This is a genomic window from Cupriavidus oxalaticus (assembly GCF_038900635.1).
Lineage (GTDB): Bacteria > Pseudomonadota > Gammaproteobacteria > Burkholderiales > Burkholderiaceae > Cupriavidus > Cupriavidus oxalaticus_B.
Window position 1 is genome coordinate 19,253 of record NZ_JAYMRX010000020.1, and the last position, 15,662, is coordinate 34,914.

The following is a 15,662-nucleotide window of genomic DNA, read 5'->3' on the forward strand; positions in this document are numbered from 1 at the left end:
AGGAAGGGGGGCGTCGTCTATTGCCCCCCTGCTGCTCATAGCTCCGTCTCCGCCTTGTAGCTCGTTGCTCGTCGGCTGTGGAGATGGCCGAGCTGAATGCCGAGCCGGCGGCAAAACCGTCACCCGTACTCGTCAGCATTATTCAGAGGTTCTTTGCAAGCAACGCAGGAATCAGCGGCGCAGCAATTTCATATCCACGCAGTTGCTTCAGCCATCGCGCGGGGATACCGCCCAGCCCAAAGCGGATTCCTGCCAGTCCGCCGGCGACGCATGCAGTCGTGTCGGTGTCATTTCCGAACAGGACGGCCGTCCTGACGACGTCCTCGAACGTCGACTCTTCGAGCGCGCGCCGTGCCGACCAGATCGTGTCGAGCACATAGCCCGTGCCGCGCGGTGCGTCATGCTTTGGAAAACTTCGTAGGACGTGCAGCTCGCGGAGATATTCGCTGCCTTCGTGCGAATCGGGCCATGCCTTGTAGACCTCTTCGAGACGGCCATCTGCCGTTGCCCACGGCTCCGCAAGACCTTGCAGGTAGCCTGTAGCAACGAGGCAATAGAAGGCGCACGCAATCCGCGAGCGCGCGTGGCCATGCGTGGGGAGCGACTGCAGGTGGGCCTCGCGCACCAGTGCCGGGTCGGTTCCTCTATGCAGGAGGGCCAAGGGTAAACAACGCATCAGGCTGCCGTTGCCGTTGTCCATTACCTCGGACCCGCCTGACTCGCGCGGCGACACGCCGTCGCGCAGGTTGTCCAGCGCATCTGCCGTCTGGATACCGACATCGAAGACCTTCCCATCGACGGCCATATAGCCGCGGTCCAGCCAGCGCAGCAGCCGGTCTGCGAAATCGACCAATGAGAATCGTCCCTGCTCGAGCAGGGTGACCAGCAGACACAAGGCCTGCGCGCCGTCGTCAGACCAGGTTCCTACTGGCACCCCGGTGTGGGCGCGCGGAAATCCGGCCGGCGGCTGCATTTCGATTGCCTTGCGCGCTGGCAACTGCTGCACCGAGTGAAACTCATACGGTACGCCAAGCGCATCGCCCACCAGCAAGCCCACCAGGCCACCCAGCTTAGCGTGGCCGGGGTGCTGCTGCGCCAACCCCAGAAATCCATCATGGCTCATTCGGTACCCTCCTCGACTGTTCTACTGGGGAACATCCGCCTCACGGGCGACTGCTGCCCTGTCTTTCACACGCATGGCACAGACGCGCCCGCAGGCTTCGCAGCACTGTCGGCGCACAGGTCATCCTCTCACTGTTCCCAAGGCAGGCTGACATCCTCACGACCGAAATGGCCGTAGGCCGCGGTCGGATAGTAGATAGGGCGCAGTAGGTCCAGGGTTTCGATGATGCCCTGCGGCCGCAGGTCGAACTCGCGTGCAAGCTCCACGGCGATGTCGCGCCGTGGCTCGGCCTCAGTCCCGTACGTTTCAACTAGGAAGCTGACAGGATCCGCCTCGCCGATCGCGTAGGCGAGCTGCACCAGGGCACGCCGCGCCCAGCCGCGCGCCACCACCTGTCTGGCCAGGTAACGCGCCATGTAAGCCGCCGAGCGGTCCACCTTGGAAGGATCCTTGCCGGAGAACGCACCACCGCCGTGGGGCGCCGCGCCGCCATAGGTGTCGACGATGATCTTGCGGCCGGTCAGTCCGGCATCCCCCTTTGGGCCGCCCGTGACAAAGCGCCCGGTCGGGTTGATCAGACAGCGCAGTCCCTTGGCGCGCAAGTGCACCGGGATCACCGGCTCGATAACGTGCTCCAGCACGGCGACGCGCAGCGCCTCCAGCTCGATGCCGGCTTCATGCTGCGTCGAGAGGACCACGGCCTCGATCTGCGTGGGCCTGCCGTCGACGTAGCGGAAGCTGACTTGTGATTTCGCGTCCGGCGAAAGCCAAGGCAAGGTGCCCTGCTGCCGCAGCTCGGCCTGCCGTCGCACGAGCCGATGCGCGTAGACGATTGGCGCCGGCATCAGCTCTGGCGTCTCATCAGTGGCATACCCGAACATCAGCCCTTGGTCCCCCGCGCCCAGGATGCCGTCGGCACGATCGACCCCCTGGTGGATGTCCTGCGACTGGCCATTGAAGCGGATCTGGACTTCACAGCGCTGCGGGTCGATGCCCGTTGCAGCATCGCGGTAGCCGGTCTCGCGCAGCACAGCACGCACCAGCGCGTCGGCAGACTCGCGCACCGCCTCGAAGTCATCGCTACGCTGGGTCTTGAACTCGCCGGCGACAATCACGCACTGGTCCGCCAGAAGCGTCTCGCAAGCAACACGTGCATGGGGATCGCGCGCAAGGAAGGCATCGAGGATGCGATCGGAAATGCGGTCGGCCAATTTGTCCGGATGGCCTGCGGAAACCGATTCCGAGGAAAACAGCCCGTTGCGAATCGACATGAATCTCTCCTGTTTAGCCTCGTTTGACCAAATGTCGGGGGCGGCAAGCTGGAACAAATCCCCCCGGTCCATTCCCCCATGCGGGACGGCGGACCAGCCGTCTTTCAATCAGAGTTCGTCCGGAACTATCGCAATAGAAGTAGTTTTGGCGTGGCATCCGCTCCGGACCAGACAATAGCGTTCTGGCCGAGTTGCGTGCCGAGTGCCTTAGCGTCGTCCAAGGCGAGGCCAAGCACGAGAAAGCTCTCCTCGCCCGGCCATCCGTTCGCGGGATGCTGGCCAATACCGCCGATGAAGCGGAGGCCGCGTTGCTGAAGGGACTCCGCCAATGCCTCCTGCAGCTCAAGATTGCGGGGCGGCTCCAGCTGCTGGCTGAACGGATTACACGCTGTGAGAAAGGCGCTGCAGGCCACCCCAGCCGTCTCGTGCAGCGCGGCCAGCAATGCGTTGGCCTCGCCCACCTGCAAAGTTGTCGGCGCGCGGCCATGCACGTGGTAGTGCGTCTCCAGGTAAGCCTGGATGACATCGAAAGGAATCTCTGAATCAGAAAACACAAAACCCTCCGTTCAAGGAGGGTCGACGCGTTACCCGCTTGGTTGCCCCTAAAGGAGCCACATCCGCTTTCGCGATCCACCTTGCCCGGGGAGGCAGGTTGGCATGGGCGTCGACCCATTTCCAAATGTAGAGAAGATTAAAGCACGAGCTTCCACAATCTGTCAACCGATCTGCAATTGCAATTACAGGAGAATGGTCGGCAATTCCGGTTGTGGTGGAAGACGAAGTGGTCGGTTCTTTGAGCTATCCTTGACCGAGGTGAACGAGTCGCCACAGATAACTTCGTACTCAAGCGCGCCAGTGGTTTCTACACGGTGAGCAAGGATCCAGTTGCCGGTCCGTTTCGTGATACTGCATCAATACCTTTGCATTCAGACCTCCACGGTGCGGCGACGTTTAGCTCAGCAGAAGTAGACTGCTGCGGACAGGAATTGCGTCAATGGGTTGTACGGGCGCAGGCCGAGATCTTCATCCGGAGTGGATGATGCGCAGAGAGCGCCGAGGTGGCACCGCTGAGTGAGTTCGCTGCAGTCGGCGGACCTCGGCGTGGCGTCATTGAGTTCGACATCGCATTGCGCACTAATGGCGGACATCGATATCCGCCCATGATCGCGAACCACGATCGCCTTTTAGCGGCTGATGTCTGCCCACCGACCGTCCGGGCTAACACGGGCACGACCAAGTGCTACTAGAGTATCCAGCAGCGTAGGAAGGCGTTCGCGCCATCGACCACGTCCACTGAAGTGCGCAGCAATTTCGTCTCGATCGAGCCCAGCACCTGCTTGAGCCAAAACCTCCGCAACCGTCTTGATTTGCTCCGTGAGCCCGTTGGGCCAAGGGCGGGGAGTCGGAGCTTTGGTCTTGGACGGAAGCGTAGATTCTGCTTCTTCATCCAAGTCAGCCTCGTCATCAACCTCGATTGCAATCTGTGCAGCCACGTTGGCTTGTTGGAATTCTGGGCGCAGCCATCGCACCGTCCCTGCAGCTTCCTCGGACGCACGCTTTGCATTCAGGGTGGCGAGTCGCTCCAATAAGACCGCAGTATCGGGAGGCAATGGCAAATCAGACCAACCGTAGGCTTGCATCACAGCAATATCCAGTTCGTCATGTAAGCTCTTGAGCAGGCTGACAAGCCCATGCTCATTGACAGTCTTGTCTTTGGCAGTCAATGCTTCGCCGCTACGCAACTTCTCTAATACGTTGTAGATCGCTGTTAATTTCAGTTGCGCATGAGCAGCCTGCTGTCGCTTGCGATGGGCATCAATTTGTTCAGCGAGGCGACAAATGCGCTCCGCTAGCTGCGGCGTAAGACCTGTATCGGTATCAGGAAACGGGAACGGATCAAAACACCGGGATTTACTGTAGACGGGTCTGTCCTCCAGCGTGCCACCCGTCGCAAGAGCCCACTCGGCGTGCAACGTGCTTGATAACACACCCAAATGCAGTGCGCTGTCGCTTGCTATGGCTACCAATTTGTGGTCAGGCAATATTGCCGCCTCAAGAAAAACAAAGAGGCGGTGCTTCGCCGTTTCAACAGTAGCGATATAACGCGGTAGCCTCATCAACGCTGCACGCAGACCTTGGCGAGGTTCGCCGAAGATCCACCATTGGTCACGGAGGCGCGGGCGCCGATTTACGTCGCGCTCCGGCTTCACCCGCTCAAGAACCCATTGATAGACGCTTGGAAACTGCGCGCGAACCTCTTCCTCGGTTAAACCGTAGAGATCAATCAGCCAGTAACCTCGAGGGCGGTCCGTAAGGTCCTTTCCGCTACGAAACGGCCTAATGCGTTGGCTAAGAGCGGAAATCTCTCCCAGACCTAAAGTGCGCGCCATGGATTCACTTTTCAAGATGAAGCCTTTACCAGCCCTCATCATGCCCATAGAACTTAATCCGGAATTAGCACGCAGCTTTGCAGTGCTCGTGAGATTGGCGCCAATTTTCAGGTCCGGGTGTATTACTCCGAGTTGGGTATCAAACTGGACTTCGACTTCGCCGTTCTCCGCCTCGCACTCCTCAGTGACTGTCAACAGCCTCCCCGGACCGTTTCCTTGCACTCCCGCAGACATGGAGATGCGTACTGCCGCGCCGTCGGCACTGTCTACCCAGGGATGATCTGGCACCGCAAAGGCCAGGCTCAGTGGCGGGTTAGCGGACTGGTTCGCCTCAATCACCCGTCGATTAAATATCATTGTCAGGCTGTTGGTCGTGATGAGGCCAAAGCGCTCCGCCTTGCCAGTACGCACAGTCTCGGCAGCTTGCTGCCACCAGTACATTACGAAATCTGCGCTCTCTGGCACATCCGGCCATGCCGCACGCAAAGCATCGACGTAACCATCCCCCAACGCCGTCCTCATACGCTTGTTACCGATAAAAGGAGGGTTACCCACAATGAAGTCGGCATCTGGCCAGGAAGCCTTGCCCGGGGAAACGTAGCACCACTGCTCCACCTGCGCGGTTTCGTCAGGGACTGGCTGGCCGGTAATTGGGTGTAGCTTAGTAGTCACGCCGTCCCACCGTGTCATTGCTCGCCCATTCGCATCGACCACTGGCTCTTGCCGCTCGTAGGTCAAGACGGCATCACGGTGTTCAATATTTCCGTAATCATGCACCACCGGCTCTGCCACGCTTGCATTGCCATTGGTACGGATGTGCCACTGCAAGAAGCCAATCCAGAGCACCAGCTCTGCAAGAGTTGCAGCTCGCTCATTCAGTTCAATGCCGCGCAGCTGCCGCAAGGTCACCGTTTCACGCCCAAGATCGAGCGCGCTTTGCGTATCACCGAGCGCGGTGAGCTGGTTTAGCACTTCGCCTTCAAGACGCTTCAAGTGCTCCAGCGTAACGTAAAGAAAGTTCGCGCTGCCACAAGCGGGGTCCAGCACCCGCAGCGTGCATAAGCGGTGTAGGAAATCCTTCACCTGTTGCTGGGATTCACGCCACTTAGAACGCACGGCGGCATTATGACGGTCCAGTGCAGCAAAGTCCTTCTTAGTCTTGACTTCGGGAGGGTGGGCCTCCAGCTCCGTAGCTTCGCGTGCCAGCATCAGGGCTGCGGCCTGTGCATTTGCCCATTCGGCTCGTAAGGGTTCAATCACTGTCGGCATTACTAACCGCTCTACGTAAGCTCGTGGGGTATAGTGTGCTCCAAGTGCATGCCGCTCGGTCGGGTCGAGTGCGCGCTCCAGCAGCGTGCCGAAGATGGCTGGCTCAACTTCGCGCCAGTTGGCCCGCGCAGCCTGAATAAGTAGGTCGATTTGCTCGGTCGTCAATAGCAAACTGTATCCGTCTGCCTCGGCGCCTTTAAACAGTTTTCCGTTGAACCTAAGAACTGGCTTGACCAGGGCTGCAGAGAAGCCTCCTCGGTCCATATCGGCCCAAAGGACACGCAAAATTTGCTGCAACGTCAGCGGGTCTTCGCGGTGCTGCCGCAGTAGCGCGTGAAAGGAACGATTTGGCAGTAGTTCCACATCTTCAGCAAACATGCTGAACAGACAGCGTGATAGGTAGGCCGCGACATCGTGCGAGGCATACCCTGCTCCTTCCAGCGAACGCGCTAGAGTTGCAAGCTGCTGTGAGACCTCGCGTGTCACTTTAGCGCTAATGCGAGCCGGATTAAGGGCATCCGGATCAGTCCAAATCAAGCGCAGACACTCCAGTATCTTGGGCTTCGTCAAGTCAGCCAGGGAAATGCGATGACTGCGAGGATCTGGAAATGGTATATAAGTCCCCCCCGTACGACTGAACTCAGCATACACCTCTATTACGGTGCCCACGTCGACCACCAGCACGAAGGGTGGCCGACCATCTTCGGCCGGCAAAGCTCTTGCATAGGCCTCCGCCTGACTCCGGGCACGCAGCAGGCCGTCATCAAAGCCCTTTGTGTTTGTGCCCGCCTTCAGCTTTTTCGCCTCAAGGACGAAGTGTCCCCTCCGGTAGCAGTCAATGCGACCGGCACTTCTTGACCCATCGCCGTGCAGGAAGGTGACCGGACGCTCAAACATGTAGTCCTGTGTGGGCGTCGGGTGCGGCTTGGGCACGTCTAGCAATTCGCACAGTTCAATGACAAATGACTGCGCAGTGGCGATTTCGCTCGCGGCCACCCCTTGCCAACGTTGGATGAATGCCTGCAGCTTTGTTGTATTTTCCATGGGCCAAGATGATATCGGACGCCGAACCCAGACCCAATATTTGGCTGAGGGCAGCTGTGTCAGCTAGGATACAGCTCCGCGGCAACGATCTTGACCCCAACTTGAGTGGTACGCGACGTGAAGGAGTTCAGGCGCCGATAGCAACGATATTGTCGGCGCGGCAAATAGTGCTGAATCGACTGAGCGCCCCCATTTGTCGAACAGCGCCTCAGTTTGCAGGAATGACTCCAAAGCCTGCTGTAGTGCGTCCGGAAGTGGATCAGTAGAGGCGGCCGTCGCGAAACGGGAGTATGCCTCCCAGGGCCAAGAATAGTCTTCTTGGTACAACGCGACGCCACAGGCGCGCCTAGTGACGAGCATAGATTGGGAATCTAAGCCAACCGTTCGCCTCGTTATCAACAACCTGAGAGGCCGTAACGACGTCTCACGAGACAACGCAAACCAAAGATCCTACCAAATCAAGCGAGTTTCATAGATTTCACGGAAGATCGTGAAAACACGTAAATGGCGTTACCTGCACAAATGGAGTACTGCACCGATAGTGCCGCACTCCAGTCCAGCTATTTCCGGATTTCCAGTCCAGCAAACTGGTCTGTAGTCCAGCTAATTCCGGTTTCCTACAACAACCCACACCGATCAAACATCAATATTCCGCGCCACCAACGCATTACTCTCAATAAAGTTCCGCCGCGGCTCCACTTCATCCCCCATCAGCGTAGTAAAGATCTGGTCAGCAGCAATAGCATCCTCAATCTGCACCTTCAGCAGACGACGCTGGGTCACGTCTAGGGTGGTCTCAAACAACTGCTCAGGATTCATCTCCCCCAGCCCCTTATACCGCTGACGAGAAACCCCACGCTCCGCTTCCGAAAGCAGCCACTGCATCGCCCCATGGAAGTCATTGACAGTCTGATCCCTCAGCTTGTCCCCTTCCCCGCGCTGCACCTTGGTCCCCTCCGGCGTCAGCCCCTGGAACGTCTTGGCCGCATTGGACAGGGCCGCATAATCCGCCCCGTGGACAAAGTCCGCATCCAGATGCGACAGCCGCACATTGCCATGATGACGCCGCGCAATCATCAACCGATGCTTGTCAGTCTTCTCATCAAACTGCGCATACACATCAGCCGTGCCATCGTCGTTGACGGCAGCGCCAATCAACGTCTTGGCATGCATCTCCGCCAGCTTGGACTTCAGCGCCACCGCTGAAGCCTCCGCCGCCGCAGCGCTATCCAGGTCCAGCGTCACGCCGTCCGCAATGGCACGCAGGGCGTCGGTATCCACAACGCGCGACAAGCGGCCAATCACGCCCTCGGTCAGCTGATATTGCCGCGCCAGCTCGGTCAGCGCATCCCCACTGATCTCCGACCCATCCGGCCGCACCAGCGACGCCTTCTCCATCGCCAGCTTCAACAGATAAGCATTGAGCTCGACATCATCCTTGATATACCGCTCTTCCTTGCCGTGCTTGATCTTGTACAGCGGCGGCTGCGCGATATACACATAACCGCGCTCGATGATGTCAGGCATCTGCCGGTAGAAGAACGTCAGCAGCAGCGTGCGGATGTGGGAGCCGTCCACGTCCGCGTCGGTCATGATGATGATGCGGTGGTAGCGCAGCTTTTCCAGGTTGTAGTCGTCCTTGCCGATGCCGGTGCCCAGCGCGGTGATCAGCGTCAGCACTTCCTGGCTGGACAGCATCTTGTCGAAGCGGGCGCGCTCTACATTCAGGATCTTGCCCTTGAGCGGCAGGATGGCCTGGAACTTACGGTCGCGGCCCTGCTTGGCGGAGCCGCCTGCGGAGTCACCCTCCACCAGGAAGAGTTCGGACAGGGCGGGGTCTTTTTCCTGGCAGTCGGCCAGTTTGCCGGGCAGGCCCATGCCGTCCATCAGGCCCTTGCGCCGGGTCATTTCGCGGGCCTTGCGGGCGGCTTCGCGGGCGCGGGCGGCGTCTACGATCTTGCCGCAGATGATCTTGGCGTCGCCCGGGGTTTCCAGCAGGAAGTCGTTCAGGGCCTTACCGACGAGTTCTTCCACCGGCAGGCGCACTTCGGACGAGACCAGCTTGTCCTTGGTCTGCGAGCTGAACTTGGGCTCGGGCACCTTGACGGAGAGCACGCACGACAGGCCTTCGCGCATGTCGTCGCCGGTGGTTTCCACCTTGGCTTTCTTGGCGACTTCGTTTTCTTCGATGTACTTGTTGATGACCCGGGTCATCGCGGCGCGCAGGCCGGTCAGGTGGGTGCCGCCATCCCGCTGCGGGATGTTGTTGGTGAAGCAGAGCACCTGCTCGTTGTAGCCGTCGTTCCACTGCATGGCCACTTCCACGGCGATACCGTCTTTTTCGGTATTGGCGTAGAAGATGGTGGGGTGCAGCACGCTCTTGGAGCGGTTGATGTATTCAACAAAGCCCTTCACGCCACCGGAGAAGGCAAAGTCTTCTTCCTTGCCGGTGCGCTGGTCGACCAGCTTGATATGGACGCCGTTGTTCAGGAACGAGAGCTCGCGAATGCGCTTGGAGAGGATCTCGTAGTGGAACTCGACGTTGGTGAAGATTTCTTCGTCGGCCAGGAAGTGGACTTCGGTGCCGCGCTTGTCGGTGGCGCCGATGACCTTCATCGGGGAGACTTCAACGGGCTGGCCGTCGGGGCCGGGCACGGTCTCGACGATGCGGTTCTGCACATCGCCCTTGGCGAATTCGATCAGGTGGACCTGGCCGTCGCGGCGCACGGTCAGGCGCAGCCACTTGGAGAGCGCGTTCACGCAGGACACGCCCACGCCGTGCAGGCCGCCGGAGACCTTGTAGCTGTTCTGGTTGAACTTGCCGCCGGCGTGCAGCTCGGTCATGGCGATTTCCGCCGCGCTGCGCTTGGGTTCGTGCTTGTCGTCGAACTTGACCAGGGGCGGGATGCCGCGGCCGTTGTCGACGATGGAGATCGAGTTGTCGCTGTGGATGGTGACCTGGATCTCAGTGCAGTAGCCGGCCAGCGCTTCATCGATGGAGTTGTCCAGCACCTCGAACACGAGGTGGTGCAGGCCGGTGCCGTCCGACGTGTCGCCGATATACATGCCCGGGCGCTTGCGTACCGCCTCCAGGCCTTCCAGGATCTGGATCGAGGAGGCTCCGTAGGTGTTTTCCTGTTGCGGTTTCTGCTGTTCGGTCATGTCTTTCCTACTTGCGGCGAATGCGGAATTGGGGCCTGGCCGGCATGATTTTCACGCTGGCGGCGGGCCTCGCAGGGTCCGCATGGCGGGTTACTAAAAACGGCAAAAGGGGCGGATCGTCATTTCGATCCTGCCCCCGCTGCGGGATGGTCATCCCCAGGACGTCCCGGCCGGGCCGGGTGTCAAAGCGTGCCGTTTGCTGCTCCGGTATCTCGTGGTCTGCGTGTCCTGTTACCGGATCATCAGATGCGCATCGGCATGACGACGTACTTGAAGTTGTCGTCTTCCGGCACGGTAATCAGCGCACTCGAATTCGAGTCGCCGAGGCTGACCTGCACTTGCTCGGTCTTGAGGTTGGCAAGGACGTCGAGCAGGTAGGTCACGTTGAAGCCGATATCGAGCGCGTCGCCCGAGTAATCGAGTTCGAGCTCTTCTTGCGCCTCTTCCTGGTCGGCGTTGGTGGAGCTGATCTTGAGCATGTGCGTGTCGAGGATGCAGCGCACGCCCTTGAATTTGTCGGTGGTCAGGATCGCGGTGCGTTGCAGCGCCTGCTGCAGGCGCACGCGGTCGATCGCGAAGGCGTTCTTGTAGCCCTTGGGGATCACGCGCTGGAAGTCGGGGAACTTGCCTTCCACCAGCTTGGAGATCAGTTCGATATTGGCGAACGTGAACTTGACCTGGTTGGCGGCCAGCTGCACCGTCACCGGATCGTCGTTGTCTTCCAGCAGGCGCTGCAGTTCCAGGATGGTCTTGCGCGGGATGATGACTTCCTGGCGCGAGCCGACACCAGCGGCTTCGTTCTCCAGCTCGACGCCGCAGTAGGCCAGGCGGTGGCCGTCGGTGGCGACTGCCATGACCTTCTTGCCTTCTACCACCAGCAGCATGCCGTTCAGGTAGTAGCGGATGTCCTGCTGCGCCATGGCGAAGTGGACCATCGCCAGCAGGTGCTTGAAGGTCTTCTGCGGCAGCGTGACGCTGGCGTTGAATTCGCTGGCTTCGGCAACGGTCGGGAATTCTTCGGCGGCGAGCGTCTGCAGGGCAAAGCGGCTCTTGCCGGATTGCACGGTCATGCGCTTGTCGTTGAGCGACAGGGCCACGTCGCCGTCAGGCATGGCACGCAGGATGTCGAGCAGCTTGCGCGCGGCCACGGTGGTGGCGACGCTGTCGTTGCCGACGCCGCATTCCGCATGCGTGGTGATCTGGATTTCGATGTCGGTCGACAGGAAGGACACGTTCGACCCGGACTTGCGAATCAGCAGGTTGGCCAGGATCGGGAGGGTGTGGCGGCGCTCCACGATGCCGCTCACGATTTGCAGCGGACGCAGCAGGTTGTCTCGCGAGGTTTTGACCAATTGCATTGAATTTATCCTTCGTCGTTTGTAGTCGGCGACCGCAGAACGCAAACAACTCCAAATTCACTTAGGAATCAAGGAGTTAATGTGCCATTGTACCAAGGATAAGCCGCTGCGGTGAAGCGGGGCGGGACCGGCCGGCGGGCCAGCTGTGCACAAAAAGCCACGCTGGCACTGAACGCGCCTGCCATCCCGGCCCGACTCACCGCAAAGCCTTATCGGTGGCCACTTTCCGGACTTTTGCTCCGGCGATGCTGACGTTAATTCCCCAGGCGCCACGGGTTGTCCGTGGCGCGCACCCTACAGTATGCCAGCCCCAGGGGGCCGGCCCTTCAAAACTGACTTCCAGCCAGGACTGCGCGCATCAACCCTTGAGCGTCTGCTCCAGCACGTGCAGCTCGTGGTTGAGCTGCGCATCCTTGCTGCGTTCGTCGGCGATCTTGCGCACGGCGTGCAGCACGGTGGTGTGGTCGCGGCCGCCGAACAGCTCGCCGATCTCGGGCAGGCTCTTCTGCGTCAGCTCCTTGGCCAGGTACATCGCGATCTGGCGCGGACGGGCAATATTGGCAGGCCGCTTTTTCGAGTACATGTCAGCGACCTTGATGTTGTAGAAATCCGCGCAGGTCTTCTGGATGTTCTCCACCGAGATCTGCCGGTTCTGCACCGTCAGCAGGTCCTTCAGCGCTTCGCGCGTCACCTCGATGGTGATGTCCTTGCCGTGGAAGTTGCTGAACGCCAGGATCTTGCGCAGCGCGCCTTCCAGCTCGCGCACGTTGGAGCGCAGGTGCTTGGCGACAAAGAAGGCGACTTCTTCCGGAACGTTCACGTTCTCGGCGGCGGCCTTCTTCATCAGGATCGCCACGCGCATTTCCAGCTCGGGCGGCTCGATCGCCACGGTCAGGCCGGAGTCGAAGCGCGAGATCAGGCGGTCGTCGATGCCGGTGATTTCCTTGGGGTAGGTATCGCTGGTGATGATCACCTGCGCCCGGTTGGCGATCAGGGCCTCGAAGGCGTAGAAGAACTCTTCCTGCGTGCGGTTCTTGCCGGAGAAGAACTGGATATCGTCGATCAGCAGCAGGTCGAGCGAGTGGTAGTAGCGCTTGAACTCGTCGAACGCCTTGCGTTGGTACGCCTTCACCACGTCGGACACGTACTGCTCGGCGTGGATGTAGCGGATGCGCGCGCGCGGGTTCTCCATCAGCATGTGGTTGCCGATGGAATGGATCAGGTGGGTCTTGCCCAGGCCCACGCCGCCGTACAGGTACAGCGGGTTGTAGGACTTGCCGGGGTTGTTGGCGACCTGGATGGCGGCGGCGCGCGCCAGCTGGTTGGCCTTGCCGGTGACGAAGTTGTCGAAGGTCAGGATCGGGTTCAGGCGCGAGCGCTCGTGGACCGTGTCGCTGGGCTGGTGGCCGGGCATGCCGTTGGCGCCGCCCATCGCTTGCTGCGACGGGTGCGGCTGGTGTGGCTGCTGCGGCTGAACGCGGTAGGAGCGGGCGCTGGCTTCGGCGGGGTCCATGTGGAGCACGTCGATATCGCCCATGTCGCTGGCGTGCTGGTTGCCATGGGCACCCATCTGGCCCATCTGGCCACTGTGCTGCTGGCCCATGCCGGGCATCGGCGCACGCGCGCCGGCCGGGATTGGTGCCGCGGACGGATTGCCGTACGGCGGCTGGCCCATGCCGTAGGGAGCGGCGGCGGGATAGTCGCCATAGCCAGGCTGGCCGGAATGGCCGGATTGGCCGGATTGGCCGGCCATGGGGTAGGGCGCCTGCGCGCCCATCTGCTGGCCGCCCGGGTAGCCGCCCATCCCCGTACCCGGGGCTGCGTGGCCGTCCATGCCCGGCATGCCCATGGCGCCGCCCTGCGCATGCGCGCCCGGCCCGATGGCCGGTTGCGGCGCCTGCATATAGGCGGCGGCACGGCCGGAGGCCGCGGGATCGAGCACGAACTGGACGCTGACCTGCGCTTCCCAGTACTCGCAGGCCAGTGCGGTGATGCGCCCCGAAAACTGGCTCTTGACCCAGTCGAGCTTGAAACGGTTGGGCGCAGCAATCCGCAGCGCATGCGTTTCTTCATCGAACGCAACGGGCGCCAGCGGCTTGATCCACGTTTTGAACTGTTGCGGCGTCAGCTCGCGCTCGAGTTGCGCGGCTGCCGCCTGCCAGAAATCTTGCATTGTTTGTTGTTTAGTAGTGGCACCCGGGGATCGCGGCCCGGGCACGTCACAAGCGGCGTTTACGTTGCGTCGACCGGGTCTTGCTAGCCGAACTGGTAATCACTACCAGTTGGCGTACCCCCGCGACATGCCGTGCGCCAGCCAGCGAGCGACCGACTCGCCGCACTGTGCGCGTTTGACTCATGCGTTTTTCGCGGAGGGGGACCCGGGTTGCGCCTGCGCCACGCAGCCCGTGATGTGTTTGGACCGGGATTGTACCCCCGCCCCGGAGTTATCCACAAAGGATAAGTCTGTGGACAACTTGTGCAAATTCAGTGGATTGCTGTGCACAACCCGTGCTGCAGTGCGGGGTAGCGGGTCGTGGAAACCCGCGAAAATTCTGGGAAAACATAGACTTCGGCCTGAGTTGTCTTATATGTTGGCGGCGCGGCACGCACATAAATTTGTGCACTGGCCACTGTGGACAATGACGCACTGACAAGCTCTTCGGTATGTGGCATATGTGCCGGTGCACAACACCGTTTACCTTGACACGGTCGCTAAAACTGGATTAAATGCCGGGTTCTGCGATGCGGCAGGGGATCACGTATGCGCATCGCCGGGTCTGGCCTGTTCGTGCCGTCCGCGCCCACAGGCCCACGCCTGCACCGCGCCGCCGGCCGGCAGCAAGACAGAACCAGAATCGTCGGCAACACCGCGGCAGTTCCTTGCCAGCGGCAGCCCCATGCGAACCATACGCGGCGGCCACGGCACCCCGGCACCGGCCGGAGCCGGGCACGCCCAGATCAACCAGAGAGTGCAACATGAAACGTACCTACCAACCTTCCGTTACCCGCCGCAAGCGTACCCACGGTTTCCGCGTGCGCATGAAGACCCGTGGCGGCCGTGCCGTCATCAACGCTCGCCGCGCCAAGGGCCGCAAGCGCCTGGCCATCTGAGGCCCGGGCAACTGGCCTGACGGCGCCACCGGCGCCGTCGATGCCTCTTGCCTCGGGTCCAGGACGGCCTGCGCAGTTTGCGCCGGGTTGCCGCCGGGTCCAGCTAGTCAGTCAGCAGTATCTCTCGCCAGCCTTGCCCAGCGTGTCAGCCCATGCCTTCCCCAAAGCCGCGAGGCTAACAAAGACGGATGAGTTTTCATCCGTTTTTGCTTTGCGGCCCCGGCGGCGCAGCACGCATTTCGTGCTGTACGTGCGCGCCAACGGCCAGGCCGAAGCCCGGCTGGGCGTGGTCGTGGGCAAGAAGTTCGCGCCGCGTGCCGCCGAGCGCAACCTGGTGAAGCGGATGGCGCGCGAGCTGTTCCGCCAGCGCCGCGAGCAGTTGTCGGGGCGTGATGTGCTGTTGCGCCTGCAGGCAAAATTCCCGCGGGCGGAATTTGCCACGCGCACGGCGGTCCGACAGGCGTGCGCGGCGGAAATCGCCAGCCTGCTGGAGGTGGCGGCCAGGCCGCTGCCGCCGCCGCCCGCTGCCAACCCTGCACCGCCCGCCCCGCCGCCGGCTTCTGCCCCGCAGAGCCAGCCACCGGGCCTTCCGGCCTGACGGTCTCACCATGAAGCGAATCCTGCTAGCCCTGCTGCGTATCTACAAGATCGCCCTGAGTCCTTACCTGGGCTCGCAGTGCCGCTTCCTGCCGACCTGTTCCGACTACGCCCGCGACGCGCTCGTCCATCACGGCGCCGCGCGCGGCAGCTGGATGGCCGCCTGCCGGCTGTGCCGTTGCCATCCTTTCGCACAAGGCGGGTATGATCCCGTGCCGGGCACGGAAACCGACACGGCCAGGGCGGACTCCGCCTCGGGCCGTTCCGTCCATGCCGCGGCGGGCCATGCGCCTGCCGCAATCCGTCTGCCCAGACCCTGATTTCTCCGACCACAGCC

General features: G+C 61.3%; 10 protein-coding genes and 1 riboswitch. Of the genes, 3 read left to right on the forward strand and 7 right to left on the reverse strand.

All coding sequences use genetic code 11. The features are described from left to right. Window positions 1–142: 142 nt before the first annotated feature. The 7 genes from VSR71_RS25665 to dnaA all read right to left on the reverse strand — a co-directional run bounded on the left by VSR71_RS25665 (window position 143) and on the right by dnaA (window position 13,790). The gene (locus VSR71_RS25665) at window positions 143–1,123 is read right to left on the reverse strand and encodes an ADP-ribosylglycohydrolase family protein (protein ID WP_342916598.1); all 981 of its coding nucleotides are present in this window, start codon (window positions 1,121–1,123) and stop codon (window positions 143–145) included. Between the two features lie 128 nt (window positions 1,124–1,251). Continuing rightward, window positions 1,252–2,394 (reverse strand): methionine adenosyltransferase, encoded by a 1,143-nt coding sequence (metK, locus tag VSR71_RS25670; protein ID WP_342916599.1) that lies wholly within the window; start codon window positions 2,392–2,394, stop codon window positions 1,252–1,254. Between the two features lie 125 nt (window positions 2,395–2,519). Next, the gene (locus tag VSR71_RS25675) at window positions 2,520–2,948 is read right to left on the reverse strand and encodes a DUF3293 domain-containing protein (protein WP_342916600.1); all 429 of its coding nucleotides are present in this window, start codon (window positions 2,946–2,948) and stop codon (window positions 2,520–2,522) included. Between the two features lie 28 nt (window positions 2,949–2,976). Beyond that, window positions 2,977–3,082: riboswitch (SAM-I-IV-variant riboswitch) on the reverse strand. 496 nt (window positions 3,083–3,578) lie between these two features. Beyond that, a complete protein-coding gene (locus VSR71_RS25680; protein WP_342916601.1) occupies window positions 3,579–7,097 on the reverse strand; it encodes a class I SAM-dependent DNA methyltransferase in 3,519 nt (1,172 codons plus the stop codon). Between the two features lie 636 nt (window positions 7,098–7,733). After that, entirely contained in the window at window positions 7,734–10,259 is a 2,526-nt protein-coding gene (gene gyrB / locus VSR71_RS25685) for a DNA topoisomerase (ATP-hydrolyzing) subunit B (protein WP_342916602.1), read from the reverse strand. Window positions 10,260–10,501: 242 nt separating this feature from the next. Next, entirely contained in the window at window positions 10,502–11,617 is a 1,116-nt protein-coding gene (dnaN, locus tag VSR71_RS25690; RefSeq protein ID WP_115663442.1) for a DNA polymerase III subunit beta, read from the reverse strand. A gap of 358 nt (window positions 11,618–11,975) precedes the next feature. Further along, window positions 11,976–13,790 carry a chromosomal replication initiator protein DnaA gene (dnaA, locus tag VSR71_RS25695; RefSeq protein WP_342916603.1) on the reverse strand — a complete coding sequence of 605 codons (1,815 nt, stop codon included), beginning with the start codon at window positions 13,788–13,790 and terminating at the stop codon, window positions 11,976–11,978. Window positions 13,791–14,593: 803 nt separating this feature from the next. On the opposite strand from dnaA, the gene rpmH reads away from it, so the two are divergent. From rpmH to yidD, 3 genes are all read left to right on the forward strand, one after another. Further along, window positions 14,594–14,728: a 50S ribosomal protein L34 gene (rpmH, locus tag VSR71_RS25700; protein WP_008650850.1), complete on the forward strand. Its 135-nt coding sequence runs from the start codon at window positions 14,594–14,596 to the stop codon at window positions 14,726–14,728. 142 nt (window positions 14,729–14,870) lie between these two features. Then, a complete protein-coding gene (gene rnpA / locus VSR71_RS25705; RefSeq protein WP_156914340.1) occupies window positions 14,871–15,326 on the forward strand; it encodes a ribonuclease P protein component in 456 nt (151 codons plus the stop codon). A gap of 10 nt (window positions 15,327–15,336) precedes the next feature. Then, on the forward strand, window positions 15,337–15,645 hold the full coding sequence (gene yidD / locus VSR71_RS25710) for a membrane protein insertion efficiency factor YidD (RefSeq protein ID WP_342916604.1): 309 nt from the start codon (window positions 15,337–15,339) through the stop codon (window positions 15,643–15,645). Window positions 15,646–15,662: the final 17 nt, after the last annotated feature.

What these genes read in the sequence shown, in the direction of transcription:
- VSR71_RS25665 (WP_342916598.1), bottom strand. Translation starts at nt 1,123, where the DNA reads ATGAGCCATGATGGATTTCTGGGGTTGGCGCAGCAGCACCCCGGCCAC.
- metK (WP_342916599.1), bottom strand. Translation starts at nt 2,394, where the DNA reads ATGTCGATTCGCAACGGGCTGTTTTCCTCGGAATCGGTTTCCGCAGGC.
- VSR71_RS25680 (WP_342916601.1), bottom strand. Translation starts at nt 7,097, where the DNA reads ATGGAAAATACAACAAAGCTGCAGGCATTCATCCAACGTTGGCAAGGG.
- gyrB (WP_342916602.1), bottom strand. Translation starts at nt 10,259, where the DNA reads ATGACCGAACAGCAGAAACCGCAACAGGAAAACACCTACGGAGCCTCC.
- dnaN (WP_115663442.1), bottom strand. Translation starts at nt 11,617, where the DNA reads ATGCAATTGGTCAAAACCTCGCGAGACAACCTGCTGCGTCCGCTGCAA.
- dnaA (WP_342916603.1), bottom strand. Translation starts at nt 13,790, where the DNA reads ATGCAAGATTTCTGGCAGGCGGCAGCCGCGCAACTCGAGCGCGAGCTG.
- rpmH (WP_008650850.1), top strand. Translation starts at nt 14,594, where the DNA reads ATGAAACGTACCTACCAACCTTCCGTTACCCGCCGCAAGCGTACCCAC.
- yidD (WP_342916604.1), top strand. Translation starts at nt 15,337, where the DNA reads ATGAAGCGAATCCTGCTAGCCCTGCTGCGTATCTACAAGATCGCCCTG.